This window comes from Streptomyces sp. CA189 (genome assembly GCF_056428985.1).
In genome coordinates this window covers 1-14,443 of the sequence record NZ_JBWJVM010000133.1, presented here as the reverse complement: position 1 = coordinate 14,443, position 14,443 = coordinate 1, and the positions used below count along the sequence as shown (strand labels likewise).

The following is a 14,443-nucleotide window of genomic DNA, read 5'->3' as shown; positions in this document are numbered from 1 at the left end:
CCCTTACACCGCCAGGGGGCGGTGTAAGGGTCACGGCTCCGCCGGACCAGTGGGGAATTCGCTGCGCGAATTGCAATTCCTCCGCGCTCCGCGCTACGGGAATTCGCCGGTTATTCGAATTACGAGCGGGCGGGGAATTCGGCCGCGCCGAGCGCGAATTGCTCAACAATTCGGATTCGGAAAGGGTCAGCCGATTCGGCCAATCTCGAAAACAAATCCTCCCGAATATCGTAGCCGAATTGGATTCGTCTTGGAAAGATTATCGGGCGGAAATTCGGGAGGTTATCCGCGGTCCGCCCCCAGCCGGGACGAGCGGGCCGGGCGGGTCCCTGGACATGGGTCGGCCCCTGCTCCGAGGGCAGAGCAGGGGCCACGGGGAAGGACAGCTCAGTTGGTTAGGCTGCGATCCGTACGGCGTCCCCGAGGACCTCACGCCACCACTGGACGACCTGGGGCGGAGTCGGGTCGGTGATGACGAGCAGGCGGCACACGGTGCGGACCGCGCCGAAAGAGTCCTGCGTTCCGATGATGCGGACCGCGGCGGCCCCGCAGTACGTGAGCCATGCCTCGGGGTTCCGGCCGTCCCACATGGCCCGTGACCGGTACGCGCGGTCTTCCTCTTCGCCGTAGCTGCGGAGTTCGGCCTCGGACATGCCGGCGGCCAGCAACCGGGCCAGCCGCTCGCCCCACGGACCGAGGGCCGGGGAGTCCAGGAAGGGCCGCAGGGCTCCCCCGATCCACTCCCGCGCGGCGGCCGGGTCCTCTTCGAGCGCCTGAGCGGCTCCGGCCCTGACCATGCGGAGCATGTCGGCCCCGAGGCGTGCGTGAGCCTCTGCCGCCTCCGGATAGGTGTCCCACCCCTTCCCGTTCGTCGCCTCGGTCAGCCGCTGCACATTCTCGGGAAGTACGTCCCGGACGTACCCGCCATTCGACGTGCCGATCCCGAGACCGAGGCGGACCGCCTGCCATTGGTGAAGGGAATTCTTTCCGACCATGCGGGAGCCTCCCGCTTTCGCCACGGGGTGCAGTCGCAGAGTGGGGGCGGACTTTCGGTGAAAGCCCATATCGGGAGTCCAGCACCATGGGTCACGCTGATAAGCCAGGGGGAAATCCGGGTCCGGTCCGGAGTGTCCGGCGAATGCCTGGCACACGTGGGCAGTTGTCATGACGGTGCCTTTCGGCAGAGAGAAAGGGAAGGGAGGTCCCGCCGAATTGCGGGGCCTCCCGAGGGCCGGTTACTCGAAACGGAAGTCGTCGATGTCGCGGAGCCGGATATCCACCCCGTACTGCTCTTTCAGCGCGTCCGACATTGCGTCGGATGCTTCCTTTGCGGCCCGGGAGTGGCTTTCCTTGGCCTCGGTCACGTTGTGGTTCTGCAATTCCCGGTACGCCTCGGCAATTTTCGCCTGATTCGCCGTAGTCGGAGCGGATACGTGCTCATCCATGGCGAGCCATGCGAGCACCCTCTCCCGACTCGGGCTGAATCCCGCGCGGTCAGATGCCGCGCTTCCGTGCTTCGAATCCAGGAGCTGGTTCAGCTGGGCTTTCCAGGTCTTCTTGTTCCCGTGCGCGACAGGCTTCGCACCGGCCTTTTTCGCCGCGGCCTTCCCCACCTTTTGCGCGGCCTTCCGGACCGCCTTCATCTTCGTGGGGGGGAGGTCCAGCCGGGTCCGCCGCTTCCCGTCATTGGCCGGCATGACGTGCCCGGCCCACTCGACTTTTGCCCGCACGTCCAGGGTGGACGGCTCGGCCTCCTGCTCCCACGCGTCGTACGCGCCCCGGATGGCACCGGCCAACTGTCCGGCCTCGGCCTCGGAGTAGGCGGTGCCCTTCCCTGTGTCCCGCTTGCTCTTGCGCGCCATCACTCATCCCCCCAAGCCTCGGTCGTCTTGACCTTCCAGGTGCCGAACGTGGTGCCGAGGTCGTCCAGTCGGATCAGCGGACGCTCTTGTCCCTTGGCCGGAGTGGTGACGGTTTCCAGGATCGCGGCCGGGATCACGAGCTCGTCCATGCTGCGGATCGTCAACGGCCCGTTGTCCGGGACCGCCTTGCGTACCGCGTCCAGGGCCCGCCACATGGTCACCGCGGCCTGGTCCTTGATGTGCTGGGACCAGTCGGTCCGCCGGGCCTTGCACTTCCACACGCGCTTCATCAGGGCGCCGTCGCCCTCCCACGAGCCGAACATCGTGTTGACCGCCATGCCGAACGACTCCTTGGCCACCTCGTACGCGAACGAGTCGCGGCCGTGGACCTCCAGCGCGTACCGCCGGCACTCGCCCACCAGGTGGGCCCACGCGGTCAGCCGGACGCCTTCCCCGGTGTAGGAGTCCAGCGCGGAGGAGTCGGGCCACCGCCCGGCCTCGGCCAGTTCGGTCAGCAGGTGCATGTGGGGGGCCGTGATCCATACCTCCGACCCGACCTTGTGGGTGCCCATCGGGGACGGGGTGCCCTCTTCGGTCCAGGGGTAGACGGTGACCTTGTAGAACCCCGGCTTCGGGATGCCCCGCACGTCCTCCAGGGCCCCCGTGTTCTTCAGGTCAGCGTGGGCTACGAGCACGGAGGAGACTGCCGTGGGCCAGGACCCGTTACGGTCCAGGGCCACCGCCTCCCCGGTGAAGTCCTCCCGTTCCCATGACCAGCTGTGGATTCCGCGAACCGCGCCGATCATTCCCGGCATCTCCGGTTGCCACCACGGGCCCCGGCGGGACCGGTACGGGGCGAACGGGCCGTGTCCCTCCTTGTCCCCCTCCAGAGCGAACAGCAGACGGAGCCGGGCCGCGCGGGCAGCGATCTCCTCCGTCATGTCCTCGGTGTCCTCGGGCAGGGCGGACAACTCCGCCTCGGCCTGGTCCAGGTAGGCCAGACGCTCCGCGAGCGCGGCCACCTGCTCCGGGGTCCTGATGGACTTCCGGGACCGGGCCGCCTCCAGGTACTCCGCGTGGGGCCCGGTCATCGCGGCCACCGGGGCCCGCCTCCTGGCAGGCCGGGAAGGCGGAACGTCATCAGCGGGCGCCGGTACGTCATTCACTTCACGTACCGGTTCGGCCGGCACGCTCTCGGGCCGCGGGGCCGGGACGACGGTCGGCTTCTTCGGCTCCAGGTCCATCGGAGCCGGGAGCATCGCCGGGGCCGCCGGACGGGCCGGGGCCGGGACGCAGTTGGCGTGCCGGCCGTTCTGGTTCTGCTCCTTCGGGTCCAGCGGCATCCCGCAGGGCTGGCCGAACGCGTACCCGTTGCACACACGCAGGGCCGGGCCCTCGGGTGCCTCGGGGCCGCCCTGGCCTTCCTGGCCGTCCTCGGGAGGGGTGTCTCCATCTGTGCCGAGGAATACCTCCCACGGGATGACCATCAGCCACAGACGAGAGCTGCCGACCCGCACCCGACGCAAGTGGTCGTGCTTCCCGTCCGGGTGTTCCTGGGGCCGGATGATGCTGCGGGAAGCCAGCAGGCGCCGGAGCTGCACACCGCCGATCGTCAGGGCTTTGTCCCGCCGGGTGATCGCCGGATTCACCTCGGACTCGACAACGGCCAGGCCATCGGGGAGCGCGTACCCGGCCAGGGTGTCGCGGCGCTCAACCGCCCATCCGAGGGAGTCCGCGTACTGCGCGGGAGGCTCCGAGGCGGTGCAGCCGGGGGTGATCGCGTACAGCTTCCCCGAGGCGAACAGGCCCCGCAGGTTCCGGAGCCACACCTCGTGCGGCTGGTCCTCGGTCCGCTCGGTGGCGGTCGTGGTGGCCGCTTCGATCAGGGCGGCCCTGATCTCCCCGTACATCGCGTTCCGCTCGTCATCGGTCAGCGCCCCGGTCTCGACCGCGAACCGGGTGAACACCTCGGCCGCACAGAGCATGTGCGCGATGTGCGCGCACGCGCGGCCGGTCACCTCTTCTCCCGTCCGCAGCTCTGCCCGCAGCTCCCGGAAGCGGCCCGTGAGGAAGGTAGTCACCTCGGCGTGGTGGACGGCCAGCCATGCAGCGTATCCGGCTCCGGCCTCGGGGAAGTCGTCCACCCGGTCCTGGAGGACCGTAAGGCGGTCGGTCCGTACGTCGCCCTTGTGGACCTGAAACGGGAAGGTGCGGTCATGGGTGGAGCCGGAGTTGAAGAGGGGGAGGCACTCCGCGGTGTACATCAGCAGGGCCATGCACGCGGACACCTTGGCCCGGCCGGGCCCGCGCATCCGGTTCTTCGACCTCTTCTGACGGTTGGTCGCCGCGCGGATGCCCTGCTCCGCGGTGCCCTGCGTCTTGTTGTCCACGGCCGAGGTCTCGCCCGGCTTGTAGTCGTCCACGACGACCAGGCCGTCCCGCCGTTCCCCGAGGATGCTCGCCAGGGAGGGCAGACTCGTGTCCGCGGCCGGCAGGAGGTCACCCTCCCCTCGGTACCCGGTACCGCTGTGCGCTTGGAGGATCGCGGCCAACGACGACTTGAGCACGCCGAACACCTGCGCGCGACCGTCCGACCACATCCACGACACGAACCGCGGCAGGTCGTTGCCGAACAGGGAGATCAGCGGGGCCAACCATGCGGAGCACATGGCCGGGGCCGACACCCGCAGGGGCGCCACGTCCAGGACCGACAGGGACAGGGCCACCACCTCCCGCAGGCGGTCCCCTGTCGGAGCCTCGGGGAGTGTCGCCTCGTCCGAGCTGTAGGTGTTGACGTTGACCGCGACTTCCCCGGCCGGGCCGAACGCGCGGTCAGCCGACACGTACACCCATGACCCGTTGATGTCGTGCCACCCGAGGCAGTCCAGGCCTGGAGCCTTCGGGATGTCCCGCCGCTGGAGTTTGACCACTCCGGCCAGGGCCTCCCGGACCTTGCGCACGTCGTGCCCGGCCGCGTGGTCGAACTGGTCCCACGCGGTCCCGTCGCGCAGGGTCTCGGGGGTGACGTACTCCTCCTGACCCTTCACCCGGACCTGATAGATGGGGACGCCTTCCGGGTCGGTCCACCACGTCAGCAGAAGGGGGGCCCAGTCCAGGAACAGGACCTCGGTGTCCCCCTGGCGTCGGAGCATGTACTCCGCTTCCAGGTCGACGCTCACGCCGTCGACACCGGGCACCGGGACGAGCCGGGCCCTGGCCTTCCCGGCCTCGGTCAGCTTGCGGGGGGTGACGTTCTTCCCGGCCGCCGCGGTCTCTTCCGTCGCGGTCGCCATCACGCGGCCCCCGCCTTCTTGGACAGGAGGCGGTCGGCGTACGCGCGGGCCCGGGTCAGGGTCGGCCACCCCGAGGTGATCAGTTCACCCGCCGCGCAGTGCACGCCCCACCCGCCGCGACCGCGCACGGTCCGGCAGATCAGATAGGCGGTGGTGTCGTCAGACACGACAGTCACCCGGCCGGTGCTTCCGACCGGGATCACACGGTGGTCTGTGGTGCCCTCGGGGGTCACGCGCCAGTCGGCGGGAACCTGGGGAGCCGCAGGGGCCGGCGCCGTGGCGGTGGTCGCGGTAGCGGTCACGTCCCAACTCCTCCTTGTCGATACTGTGTATCGGAGATTTTAGGGTCCGTCAGGCCCCCGGCGCCACTACCGAAACGAGGGAAAATCCGGGGGCGTTGTGCTGACCACGTCCGCTCGTACGTCGCCCCGTACGTTTCCCAGTTGACGTACAGCGGGCCCCGAGGACCCGCTCGTCTTCCCGGCCGGGCCCGAAGGACGGCTCCGGGTACGGAAGGCGGCCCGGCTTTCCTCCCTGGGGAGGTACCGGGCCGCAAGGCCATGCCGCGTTCATCGGGACGGGTCCACGCCCCGGCGGGGTCACGGTACGGCGGACGCTCCGTATACCGCCACGTATCAGAACGGGGGCTCTTGATCGGGGCTCTGGCCGCCGCCGCCGGCGCCGACTTGAGCCGGGACCGCCGGGCGGGTGCGCGAGGCACTGGCCCATGCGTCGTCACCCGGGACGGACCCGGACCCGTTCGTCTTCGCGACCTTGGTCACGGTGGCCGTGGCGAACGTCAGGTCAGGGCCGACCGCGGACCCCTCGACCTCCCACGCCGAACGCTTCTCGTTCGTCTTCTCGTCCGTCCAAGAACGCTGCTTCAGGTCGCCCACGACCATCACGCGCATTCCCTTGGTGAGAGTGCCGGCCACGTTCTCCGCCAGGGACCGCCACACGGTCACCCGGTGGAAGTCGGTCCCCGACTCCTTCCACTCGTTCGCCTGCCGGTCGAACTGGCGACGGTTGACGGCCACGGAGAACTTCGCGCACGCGGCCCCGCTCGGGGTGAAGCGGAGTTCCGGGTCATCGGTCAGGTTGCCCACGATCGTGATGGGGGTCGTTGCGGTGCTCATGTCTCGTCTTCCGTTCCTGTGGGCCCGGCCCATGGAGGGAGCCGCCGTTTCCGGCAGCTCCCTCCCGACTATGCCGGGAGATCGGTTGAATTCAAGGGGGCGAACAGTTGGCCGGACGGCCACGAACGGGCCCGGGTGGGGCCGGGCCCGAACGCGATCAGCCGGACAGGTCGAACAGTTCCATCTGGCCGCACACGCGGGAGATCCCCCGGGCCTTGAGTCGTCGGTACTCCGCCGCCACCCACGATCGGGAGTAGCCGGTCAGGTCGACGGCCGTGCTCTGTGGCTGGCCGGTGGTGTAGCAGTCGCGCACGATCTCTGACGCTCGGTCACGGGTCATCTGCTCGGGCATGGTGCCCCCTCGGATGGTCGAGTGTCGCGGTGTCTTGTCGCGGTGTTCGAACGGGCGGAACCTCGGTTGTTCCGGCCGGAACCATGAGGTTCCGGGTGCGGAACTACATGTAGGCGCCGGTACCGCGCTCCGTGTGAGCCTCGGACACAAGGCGCCGGAGGTACCGGTCCGAGGGCGGAACAATCCCGGATGCGGCCAGGGTCTCCCGGATTCGCGCGGGGTCCGTGGTACCGGCCGTAATCAGTTCCCGGGCCGCACGGGTGGCCGCTCCCCGGGAGGGAGCCGCGGGGGTCTGCGGTTCCGCCGGAACCAAGGCGGAACCAGGATTGACCTGCGGAGGAACCTCGGCGGACGTTCCTGCCTCGGCGGTGAGAACCTGCGGAAGTACCGCCGGGGCCGGAACCTGCTCCGGTTCCGCCGGAACCAGCGGAACCACGGGGGCCATGGCCGGAACCTGGTAGAGCGGAACCTCGGGGCGGGAGAGTTCCGCAAGGGCCGGAACCTCGGCGGGACCTGACGGAACCTCGGCCGGAACTTCCTGGTTCCGCACGGCCGGAACCTCGGCCGGAACCTCGGCGGGGACGTTCCGGCCCGTGCTCCAGTTGTGCCGCTGTTCGATTGTGGCGAGACCGGTGACGGACTTCCGGCGTACTACCCGCGCCACGATGGATGCCTCGGCTCGGTCCGCCTCGGCCCCGTCCAGACCGTGACGCGCGGCATCAATGGCGGCGGCCAACTTGGCCGCGCGGCGGGAGTGCTTGCGGGTGCCCACGGTCGCTCCGGCCACACGGTCCGCCAGGTCGACCGCACGGTCCGCGGCACGGCTGCGGGCGATGGCCGCGGAGTCGGCCCCGCGCCGGCCAATGCCCAGGAACGAAGTCAGCCGCTCCCGGGCCTCCCGCAGAGCAGCCCCCAACAGACCGTCCGACCGGTCCCCGGCCATCCGGAGTTCGAGCCCCAGCAACAGGTGGAGCAGCACGGCCAGGAGCACGGGCCCGAGGACGACACGGACGGGGCCGCCAATCCCGCCGGACACCTGAAATGCGGGTACCGCCTGAACGAGAACCGCGGCGTACGCCAGGTAGGCCGGCCCCTTCGTCCGGGTCGCCCATGCGTAGACCGTGAGCGCCACGATGGCCGCCTCGGCCACCCCGCACAGAAGGGCGCGCTCCATGTCGTTGGTGATGTCCAGAGCGGTCCCCAGGAACCGGTAAGACGTGTCCGCGGACATACCGAGGGCCAGGGCCGCGGGGACGAGCAGACCGAGCGTGGCGGCCTTGGTGCGGTTCATGTTCACTCACCGATCCGGACGGAATTTGTGATCGTCTGCGTCACGGTCTGCGTGATCGACAGGGGGCCAGTGCCCGTTTTCCGGCGCCCGGCCATGCAGGCAATGGCCACCCCACCGACGACGAGGAACGGGAGCACCGCGGCGGCGCCGGCGGCCAGGGCGGCCATCCCGGCCGTGATCGCGGGAACGGCCAGGCTCACGAGGAACGCGCCACCCCCGATACCGACCGAGGCCACCGCCGTGCCGAGGGCCCACCGGGGAACCAGCGGCCCGGCCGGGACCGGCGCGGGCAAAAGGAACGGGCCGGGGGGCAGGCCGGTACGGGCGGCGGTGTCCATCCGCCCCTCCAAGGCGCCCTGACGGCGGGCCAGGTCCAGGAGGGCATCCACGGAGGGGAACGGCTCCGGCGCCGCCGGGGCAGGGACCGGCATGGCACCGGCCGGGGTGTCCGGAATCAGGGAGGCGAGGAGGCGCTCCGTGTCGGAGTGGGTCCCTCCGGGCTGATACTGGTCGTAGTGATTCACGGGTACCTCCGTGGGTCCTGGCCGGTCCGGGTCTCATCCGGTCCGGCCGCTTTTCGTTGGGGGCTGATGGGCTCTGACCTGCACTGACACCCTCTGACGGGTGTCTGACGGGTCACTGACCCCATCAGGGCATCTGACCCCCTCCCCACCTGGGGGAGTCCGGGGGTCAGGCACCCTGACCGGTCACTGACGGGTCACACGCTCGCGAGGCCCCGTTCCCGGGGCTGGATCTTGTACGTGCCGGGCTTCTTCGCGTTCAGGTCCTCCGTGAGGCGGCCCTCGGCGCGCATCTCCCGGACCGTGTTTTTGATCCACGTGGCCTTGCGTCCGATCGCCTCGGAGTAGGCCACGAGATCGGCCGGGGTGAGGGTCCGCCGGCCTTGGACGAGCCACTCGTCCAAGAGGACTTCCAGAGCTTCCCGCGCTTCCTCTCCGGTCAGCTCGGGCCGGGTGTCGGCAGGGACGAGCGGGGTCTCGTCTCCGGCCTGCGACTCGGGCAGCTCCTTCGACGGGTCGATGTCCGCGTCCTCCGGGTCCATGTGAATGCCGGTCATCTCGGTCTCCTCGGTCTCGTTGTCCTGACCGGCATCCTCCCCGCCGCCGGCGGCCGGGGAGACCAGCGACCCCCGGTTCGTGTACCGGGCGCCCGCCACAGCCTCGGCCACGGCGGCCATGACCGGACCCGCGTCCGGCGTACGGACCGGCGCGAAGGTGACCGTCACCCATTCCAGGACCACGGGGTCGTTGCGGAACGTGCGGGCCGGAGCGGTCTGCCGGGACACGGGCGTACCGGCCTCCGCGAGGTAGCAATAGCCCGGGTATCCGGCGCCCCACTGGCCCGGGTGCGCGCCCGCGTCGAGCACGTCGGAGGGAAGGGCCATCCCCTCATCGCGCTCGTCCAGGCCGAACACGAGGGCCGAGGGCAGGGCCGCGCGGACCGTGGTGGACATCTGGTCGTGGCTCGGACGCTGCAACGAGAACACCAGGCAAGCGCCGGTCGCGCGGATCTGGTTGGCCGCTTGCTTGAACAGCTCCTCGTCCAGCCGGGCGAACGCTTCCGCGGCTTCTTCGAACCAGGCCAGGAGGAACGGGAGCCCCGGGCATCCGCAGGCGGCCCGGCCCTTGTTGCAGGAGTGCTCCGGGTTGGTCTGCTGCTGAGCCGCTTCGGGGATCCACTTGCGGTAGCTGTGCGCCCGCAGCCACTCGGCGCGGGCCGGGGTGGCCTGCATGACGGCCGTGGCCATGGACTCCACGTCGTCGCCTTCCAGCGCCACCCAGTCGCAGGCGGGGAACAGCGCGCCCAGGTCCATGCCGCGCTTGACCGGGTCGGACAGCCACACCGCCACGTCCCGGCGGGTCAGCACCTCGGACAGGATGTCCATCGCGGCCTCGGTTTTGCCGGAGCCGGTCTCACCGCAGATCAGGTAGTGAACTCCCTTGGGGAGCACCATCTCCAGCGGGATCGTGTCGTCGTACGTGCCGACGACCAAGGGCTCCGTGATGGAGCCGCCGGGGGCGGACGGGCCCGGGTACCAGACCGTTCCGGCCAGCGGGTCAACCGGCACCATGACCAGCGTGCCGCGCCGGTGCGACTCCGGGTCCTTCTCGATGCGGATCGCGCCCGGCCGCAGGTCTAGGGCCGACTCCAGCGCGGGCAGGGCCTTCGTGACTTCCTCCGTGGTGCCGCCCTTGGGCAGGCTGTACGCGGCCAGCACCTGACCGGTCTCCGTGACCTTGGGCGCCCCGATCCTGAGCTTTCCGAGGCCGATGGCTTCCAGGAGTCCGCCCTGCTCGGAGGAAACCGCATCGGGGTTGTGCCGCATGATCTGGCGGAGGTTCCACGAGAGGGCCAGCGCGCCGCCGCCCATCGCCCACAGGTGCGGGAGCGGACCGGACAGCGGACCCGCCAGCGCCGCACAGGTGAACCAGGAGCCGGCCGCCGCAACCGTGACCGCGGAGTGCAGGCGACGCTGCGCACCGGTCGACTTGCCCGCGAACCAGGCGCCGGCCGTCAGGCCGACCGAGGCCAGCGTCAGGCCGACGCCGGCGAACGCGTTCCCCTCCCACGGAAGGGAGCCGATCGCACCGGCCGCGCCGACACCGCCCACGACGATCCACGGCGGGGTGTACGGCTTGACCCGCTGCCACAGGTACGCCTTGACCCCGGCAGCCGACGATTCACCGTTCAGCCGGTCTTCCTGGACCTTCTCTACGTCTTTGCTCATGGTGTCCGCCTCCCCTACTGCTGCGTGAAGTCCATACGGCGCGCCTGCGGGCGCCGGGCGTGGTGACGGACACGGTTCAGCTCTTCCTCGAACTCCCGCTGAAAAGCCGCGTACGTGGCGGCGGCCATCTTGGCCGCTTCCGTCAGAGCCTCCGCCGATTTTTCGAGCTTCCGGGACACCTTCCAGGCACGGGCCCGGGTCCCGTTCAGCACCCCGGAACCGTCCGGCGCCGGCACCTGCCCCAGGGTCCCCTTCAAGATCTCCGCCCCTACCGCGACTTCCGCCGCCAGCATGAAGCTGACCGTCCGCAGGTGGTTGCAGTACTCCCGGATACCAGCCGGGGTCGAGAAGTCCGGGTCAGGCAGGCCCGGCATCCCGCCGTTGCTCCGGCCGTTGGCACCGCCGGGGGTCCCGCCGCCGCCGGTCGTTGTCGTGCGGTTCCCCGCGTTGACGTTCACGCCGAAGGACGGGTTGAACCCGAAGGACGGGTTGAACCCCCCGCCGTTCTTCGTGGCGCCGCCCTTGGCCGTCGGGTTGGCCGTCGGGGGAGTACTGGCCGGACCGGTCCGCGGCGGTGTGGTCGGCCGGGGCGGGGGAGTGGCCCGATTCCCGTTGCTGGCAGCGTTCATGACGTCCCCTCACATTGGTGGATGCGAGACTGACGGTAGGCCGGAGGACGACCAGACGTCAACCGGTTGACCGAAGTGGGTTACTGTCCCTACCGTGAGCGGACATGAGGGGAGAAGGAGAGGTCATTGTGAGTGGATACGAAGAAATTGCAGGTCACTACAGGAATCGCATGCGGGAGGGGACCCTGACACCTGGGGACCGCATGCCGACGTACGGGGATGTGGTAGCGGAATTTCAGGTCAACCGGACCACCGCCATCAGGGCGTATGACGTTCTGGAAAGGGAGGGTCGGATCTTCCGCTCTGCCGGGCGGCCCACGGTCGTGACGGACCCGGGAAGCCCCAGCGTCGTCTCCCGTGTCGCATCCCATGCCGCCACCGGCCGGGCCCTGGGGGTCGGGGAGACCTCCCAGATTCTGGAGGTCGGCATGGTCCGGGCGGAGGGGATCGTGGCCGCCCGCCTGGAGGTCGAGCCAGGGACGACCGTCCACGTCCGGCGACGGCTCGTCAGCCGCGATGGCGTGCCGACCCACATGTCGTCGTCGTACTACACGACGGCCGTGGTCGAGGTGACGCCTGAACTCGCGCAGATGACCTCCACCGGCGGCTCCCGAGAGCTCGCCTCCGAACGTCTCGGCTCCCCCCAAAAGCGGCTCCGGGTCACCGTTACCCCCCGCCTCGCCACCGAGCCGGAGAAGGAGGCCCTGAGCCTCGCCGGAGTCGTCCCCATCGCGCAGGAAGTCCGGACCGTGTCCCTTGAGGACGGCCGGGTCGTGGAGGTGGCCGTGAAGGTGTCCGGAGAGAACGGTGCACTCAACTACGACATCCCCTTGGGGTGACCCGACAGCCACCCGCGTCGGCCCCCGAACGGCCCTCGGTCCATACCGGACCCGAGGGCCGTTGGCATTTCCCGTTCTTTTCGCCAAACGACCGTGTGACCATCAAATGTGAGACCGCGCCAGGAACCAGCAAAAGGAGGGATGACCGTGCGAACAGTCCCGATTCAGGTGGTGTGCCGCAACTGCGCCAACCCGTACCGGACCACAGTGCGCGGGGGGAATTCACGCTGCCCCGGATGCCGGACCTCCCGGCACGTCCGCATAGACCAGGAGTGGGAAGGACCCGTGACCGCCGATCTCTCGGGAGCCGCCGCACGGGCCGCGCAGGCGGCCACCCGGCCCGCCGTGTGGTGCGAATGCTCCCGCTGCGGCCACCAGTGGCAGTCACGGGCCAAGGACCGGATGACGATCCGGTGCCCCGGGTGCAGCACCGGGCAGCGCGTTCCGTACCGCACGCACGCCAACACCGGGCCGGCCCCCGAGGGATACCTCCCGCCGCCGCCCCCGCGCCGGGCCGCCCGGGACCGCCCTGCGCCCGCATGGGAGCCGGACGACGAACCCGGGGACGAGTGGGAGCCGGACGAGCCGCCCCGGTCCTCCCTGTCCGACTGGATGCGGAACGGGGGCCGGGACGAACTCACCCGAGCCTTCCCTCCCGGAGGTGCCCGCGGCGGACTCGCGGGCATCCTGGCCGCCCTCGGGAGCCGGGCCCCGGCCGTTCCCGCGCCCGCGCGTCGAGCAGCTGCTCCCCGCCCCGCTCGTCCGGTCGCCCCGAATCCGCCGGCAGTCCTCCCGACCGCCCCAGCCGGGGCCGCCGTACAGGCGGTGGACCCCCAGACGCTTCCCGAGCGCGAGCAACGGCGCCGGGACGACGTGTGTCAGATCGCCCGGTCCCTCGGGGCGCCCCTGCTCGTCTGGTACAACCAGCCGTCCGGACTCTGCGAAGCGCTCGACACCAACCAGCCGCGCGACCGCCAGAGGTGCCCGGGTACCGCAGCGTTCGCCGTGCGCTTCCGGCGCGACGTAACCGAGGCAGACGCGTACACCTGCGCCGCGCACGCCCGCCCCCTGGCCGCAATCGCGGACCGCGCGCCGTACATCACGGCCACCATCTACCGACTGAAATAGCGCGCATTTCCGCCCACCGCGCCAAACCAGCACGGTAAAACCGAAAAACGCACCTGCGCACACAACAACGCGCACACCGCGCCAGCGACCAGCGGAAACCAGGAGCACAGCACATGAGCAACGAACGCGGCGCCCGCACGCACGCCGTCCCGATCCCCGAGGCTCGCAGGATCAAGCGCGCGATCGAGTCCCTTGCCATCGGTACCGCAGTGACCAAGCCCCCGGGCGCGCAACACCCCCTCGGGGATGCCGGGTACGCCGCGCAGTACCTCGGGATGCTCAAGGGGATCGTGACCCAGATCGAGGAAGGGCTGAGCGGCGGCCCGCTGCAAACGGACGTCCAGAAGGGATGGTTCGGCGCGTACGAACGGGACATGCCCGCGATGATGGCCACCCTGTCAAGGCAGCTCGGGGACCTCTCCGCGTTCGCCAACCAGGGAATCATGAACCTGCCGAAGGCCTCACAACAGATGTCCGTCGCCGCGGCGGCCCTGCTCGCGGCCCGGCACGCGTTCGCTGCCGCGGCCGAGATCGCCGTAGGGATCGACTCCCCCGAGTTCGACCCGAACGAGGTGGTCAAGCAGTCCGAGGCCATGTACGCCGCCGCAGACCTGCTGAACGACTACGTCGCGGCCAAGCGCGCGGAACACGCGGACGAGTAGGCCGGCTCCAACCCCCTGACTATCCGGTCCCCCCGCAAGCACCAGCGGGGGGACCGTTCTGTGTCCCCGGCAGCGCCCGCAATCCCGAGGCCCTGCTCATCCCGGCCGCGGTCGCCGGGTACGTCACCGGCCGCGGCTGTACGTCTTCCGGTTGACGTACGGGCCGCCTCGGAGAGCTGCTGCTCGTCCCGGCCCGGGAGGACCCACTCGTCCGCGGGATCGGCCGGCCTTCCCGAGCTGCTGCTCGTCCGCCTCGGTCGCTTCCCCCCGCGGATGGTCCGAGGCCCGTTCCCCTCGGGCAACTCCCGGTTACCCGAGGGGATACCACCCTGGCCTGGATAGATGCGGGTCATTCCCTGCGGGGAAGTCGGGACCAGCTCGTCCCGCTCGTCCACGGCCAGGAGGACCCGCTCGTCCCCACCGGGCCGCCTCGGGTAGCTCGTCCCGCTCGTCCACGGCCAGGAGGACCCGCTCGTCCCCACCGGGCCGCCTCGGGTAGCTC

13 protein-coding genes are annotated in these 14,443 nt (G+C 70.1%); 3 read left to right on the top strand and 10 right to left on the bottom strand.

The genetic code is table 11. From position 1 onward, the window contains the following. Window positions 1-395 precede the first annotated feature (395 nt). The 10 genes from AC061S_RS43280 to traA form a co-directional block, all read right to left on the bottom strand. A complete protein-coding gene (locus tag AC061S_RS43280) occupies window positions 396-995 on the bottom strand; it encodes a hypothetical protein (protein WP_478691375.1) in 600 nt (199 codons plus the stop codon). A gap of 240 nt (window positions 996-1,235) precedes the next feature. Continuing rightward, window positions 1,236-1,862 carry a hypothetical protein gene (locus AC061S_RS43275; protein WP_478691374.1) on the bottom strand — a complete coding sequence of 209 codons (627 nt, stop codon included), beginning with the start codon at window positions 1,860-1,862 and terminating at the stop codon, window positions 1,236-1,238. Beyond that, window positions 1,862-5,155: a hypothetical protein gene (locus AC061S_RS43270; protein ID WP_478691373.1), complete on the bottom strand. Its 3,294-nt coding sequence runs from the start codon at window positions 5,153-5,155 to the stop codon at window positions 1,862-1,864. Before AC061S_RS43270 ends, AC061S_RS43275 begins: the two co-directional genes overlap by 1 nt. Then, window positions 5,155-5,457, bottom strand: coding sequence for a hypothetical protein (locus tag AC061S_RS43265; RefSeq protein ID WP_478691372.1), 303 nt, complete (start codon window positions 5,455-5,457; stop codon window positions 5,155-5,157). The genes AC061S_RS43270 and AC061S_RS43265 overlap by 1 nt, the downstream gene beginning before the upstream one ends. A 333-nt stretch (window positions 5,458-5,790) precedes the next feature. Beyond that, complete coding sequence (gene ssb, locus AC061S_RS43260; protein WP_478691371.1) at window positions 5,791-6,291, bottom strand: single-stranded DNA-binding protein; 501 nt, start codon at window positions 6,289-6,291, stop codon at window positions 5,791-5,793. A 157-nt stretch (window positions 6,292-6,448) separates the two neighbouring features. Further along, entirely contained in the window at window positions 6,449-6,643 is a 195-nt protein-coding gene (locus AC061S_RS43255) for a hypothetical protein (protein ID WP_478691370.1), read from the bottom strand. Between the two features lie 103 nt (window positions 6,644-6,746). After that, window positions 6,747-7,934, bottom strand: a complete 1,188-nt coding sequence (locus tag AC061S_RS43250; protein ID WP_478691369.1) for a hypothetical protein — start codon at window positions 7,932-7,934, stop codon at window positions 6,747-6,749. Between the two features lie 2 nt (window positions 7,935-7,936). Continuing rightward, on the bottom strand, window positions 7,937-8,458 hold the full coding sequence (locus AC061S_RS43245) for a hypothetical protein (protein ID WP_478691368.1): 522 nt from the start codon (window positions 8,456-8,458) through the stop codon (window positions 7,937-7,939). A gap of 194 nt (window positions 8,459-8,652) precedes the next feature. Continuing rightward, window positions 8,653-10,683: a plasmid transfer protein TraB gene (locus AC061S_RS43240; RefSeq protein WP_478691367.1), complete on the bottom strand. Its 2,031-nt coding sequence runs from the start codon at window positions 10,681-10,683 to the stop codon at window positions 8,653-8,655. A 14-nt stretch (window positions 10,684-10,697) separates the two neighbouring features. Further along, a complete protein-coding gene (gene traA, locus AC061S_RS43235; protein WP_478691366.1) occupies window positions 10,698-11,312 on the bottom strand; it encodes a plasmid transfer protein TraA in 615 nt (204 codons plus the stop codon). A gap of 104 nt (window positions 11,313-11,416) precedes the next feature. On the opposite strand from traA, the gene AC061S_RS43230 reads away from it, so the two are divergent. The 3 genes from AC061S_RS43230 (at window position 11,417) to AC061S_RS43220 (ending at window position 13,941) form a co-directional block, all read left to right on the top strand. Beyond that, window positions 11,417-12,151 (top strand): GntR family transcriptional regulator, encoded by a 735-nt coding sequence (locus AC061S_RS43230; RefSeq protein WP_478691365.1) that lies wholly within the window; start codon window positions 11,417-11,419, stop codon window positions 12,149-12,151. 285 nt (window positions 12,152-12,436) lie between these two features. Next, entirely contained in the window at window positions 12,437-13,279 is an 843-nt protein-coding gene (locus AC061S_RS43225) for a zinc-ribbon domain-containing protein (RefSeq protein WP_478691364.1), read from the top strand. Between the two features lie 113 nt (window positions 13,280-13,392). Further along, window positions 13,393-13,941, top strand: a complete 549-nt coding sequence (locus tag AC061S_RS43220; RefSeq protein ID WP_478691363.1) for a hypothetical protein — start codon at window positions 13,393-13,395, stop codon at window positions 13,939-13,941. Window positions 13,942-14,443: the final 502 nt, after the last annotated feature.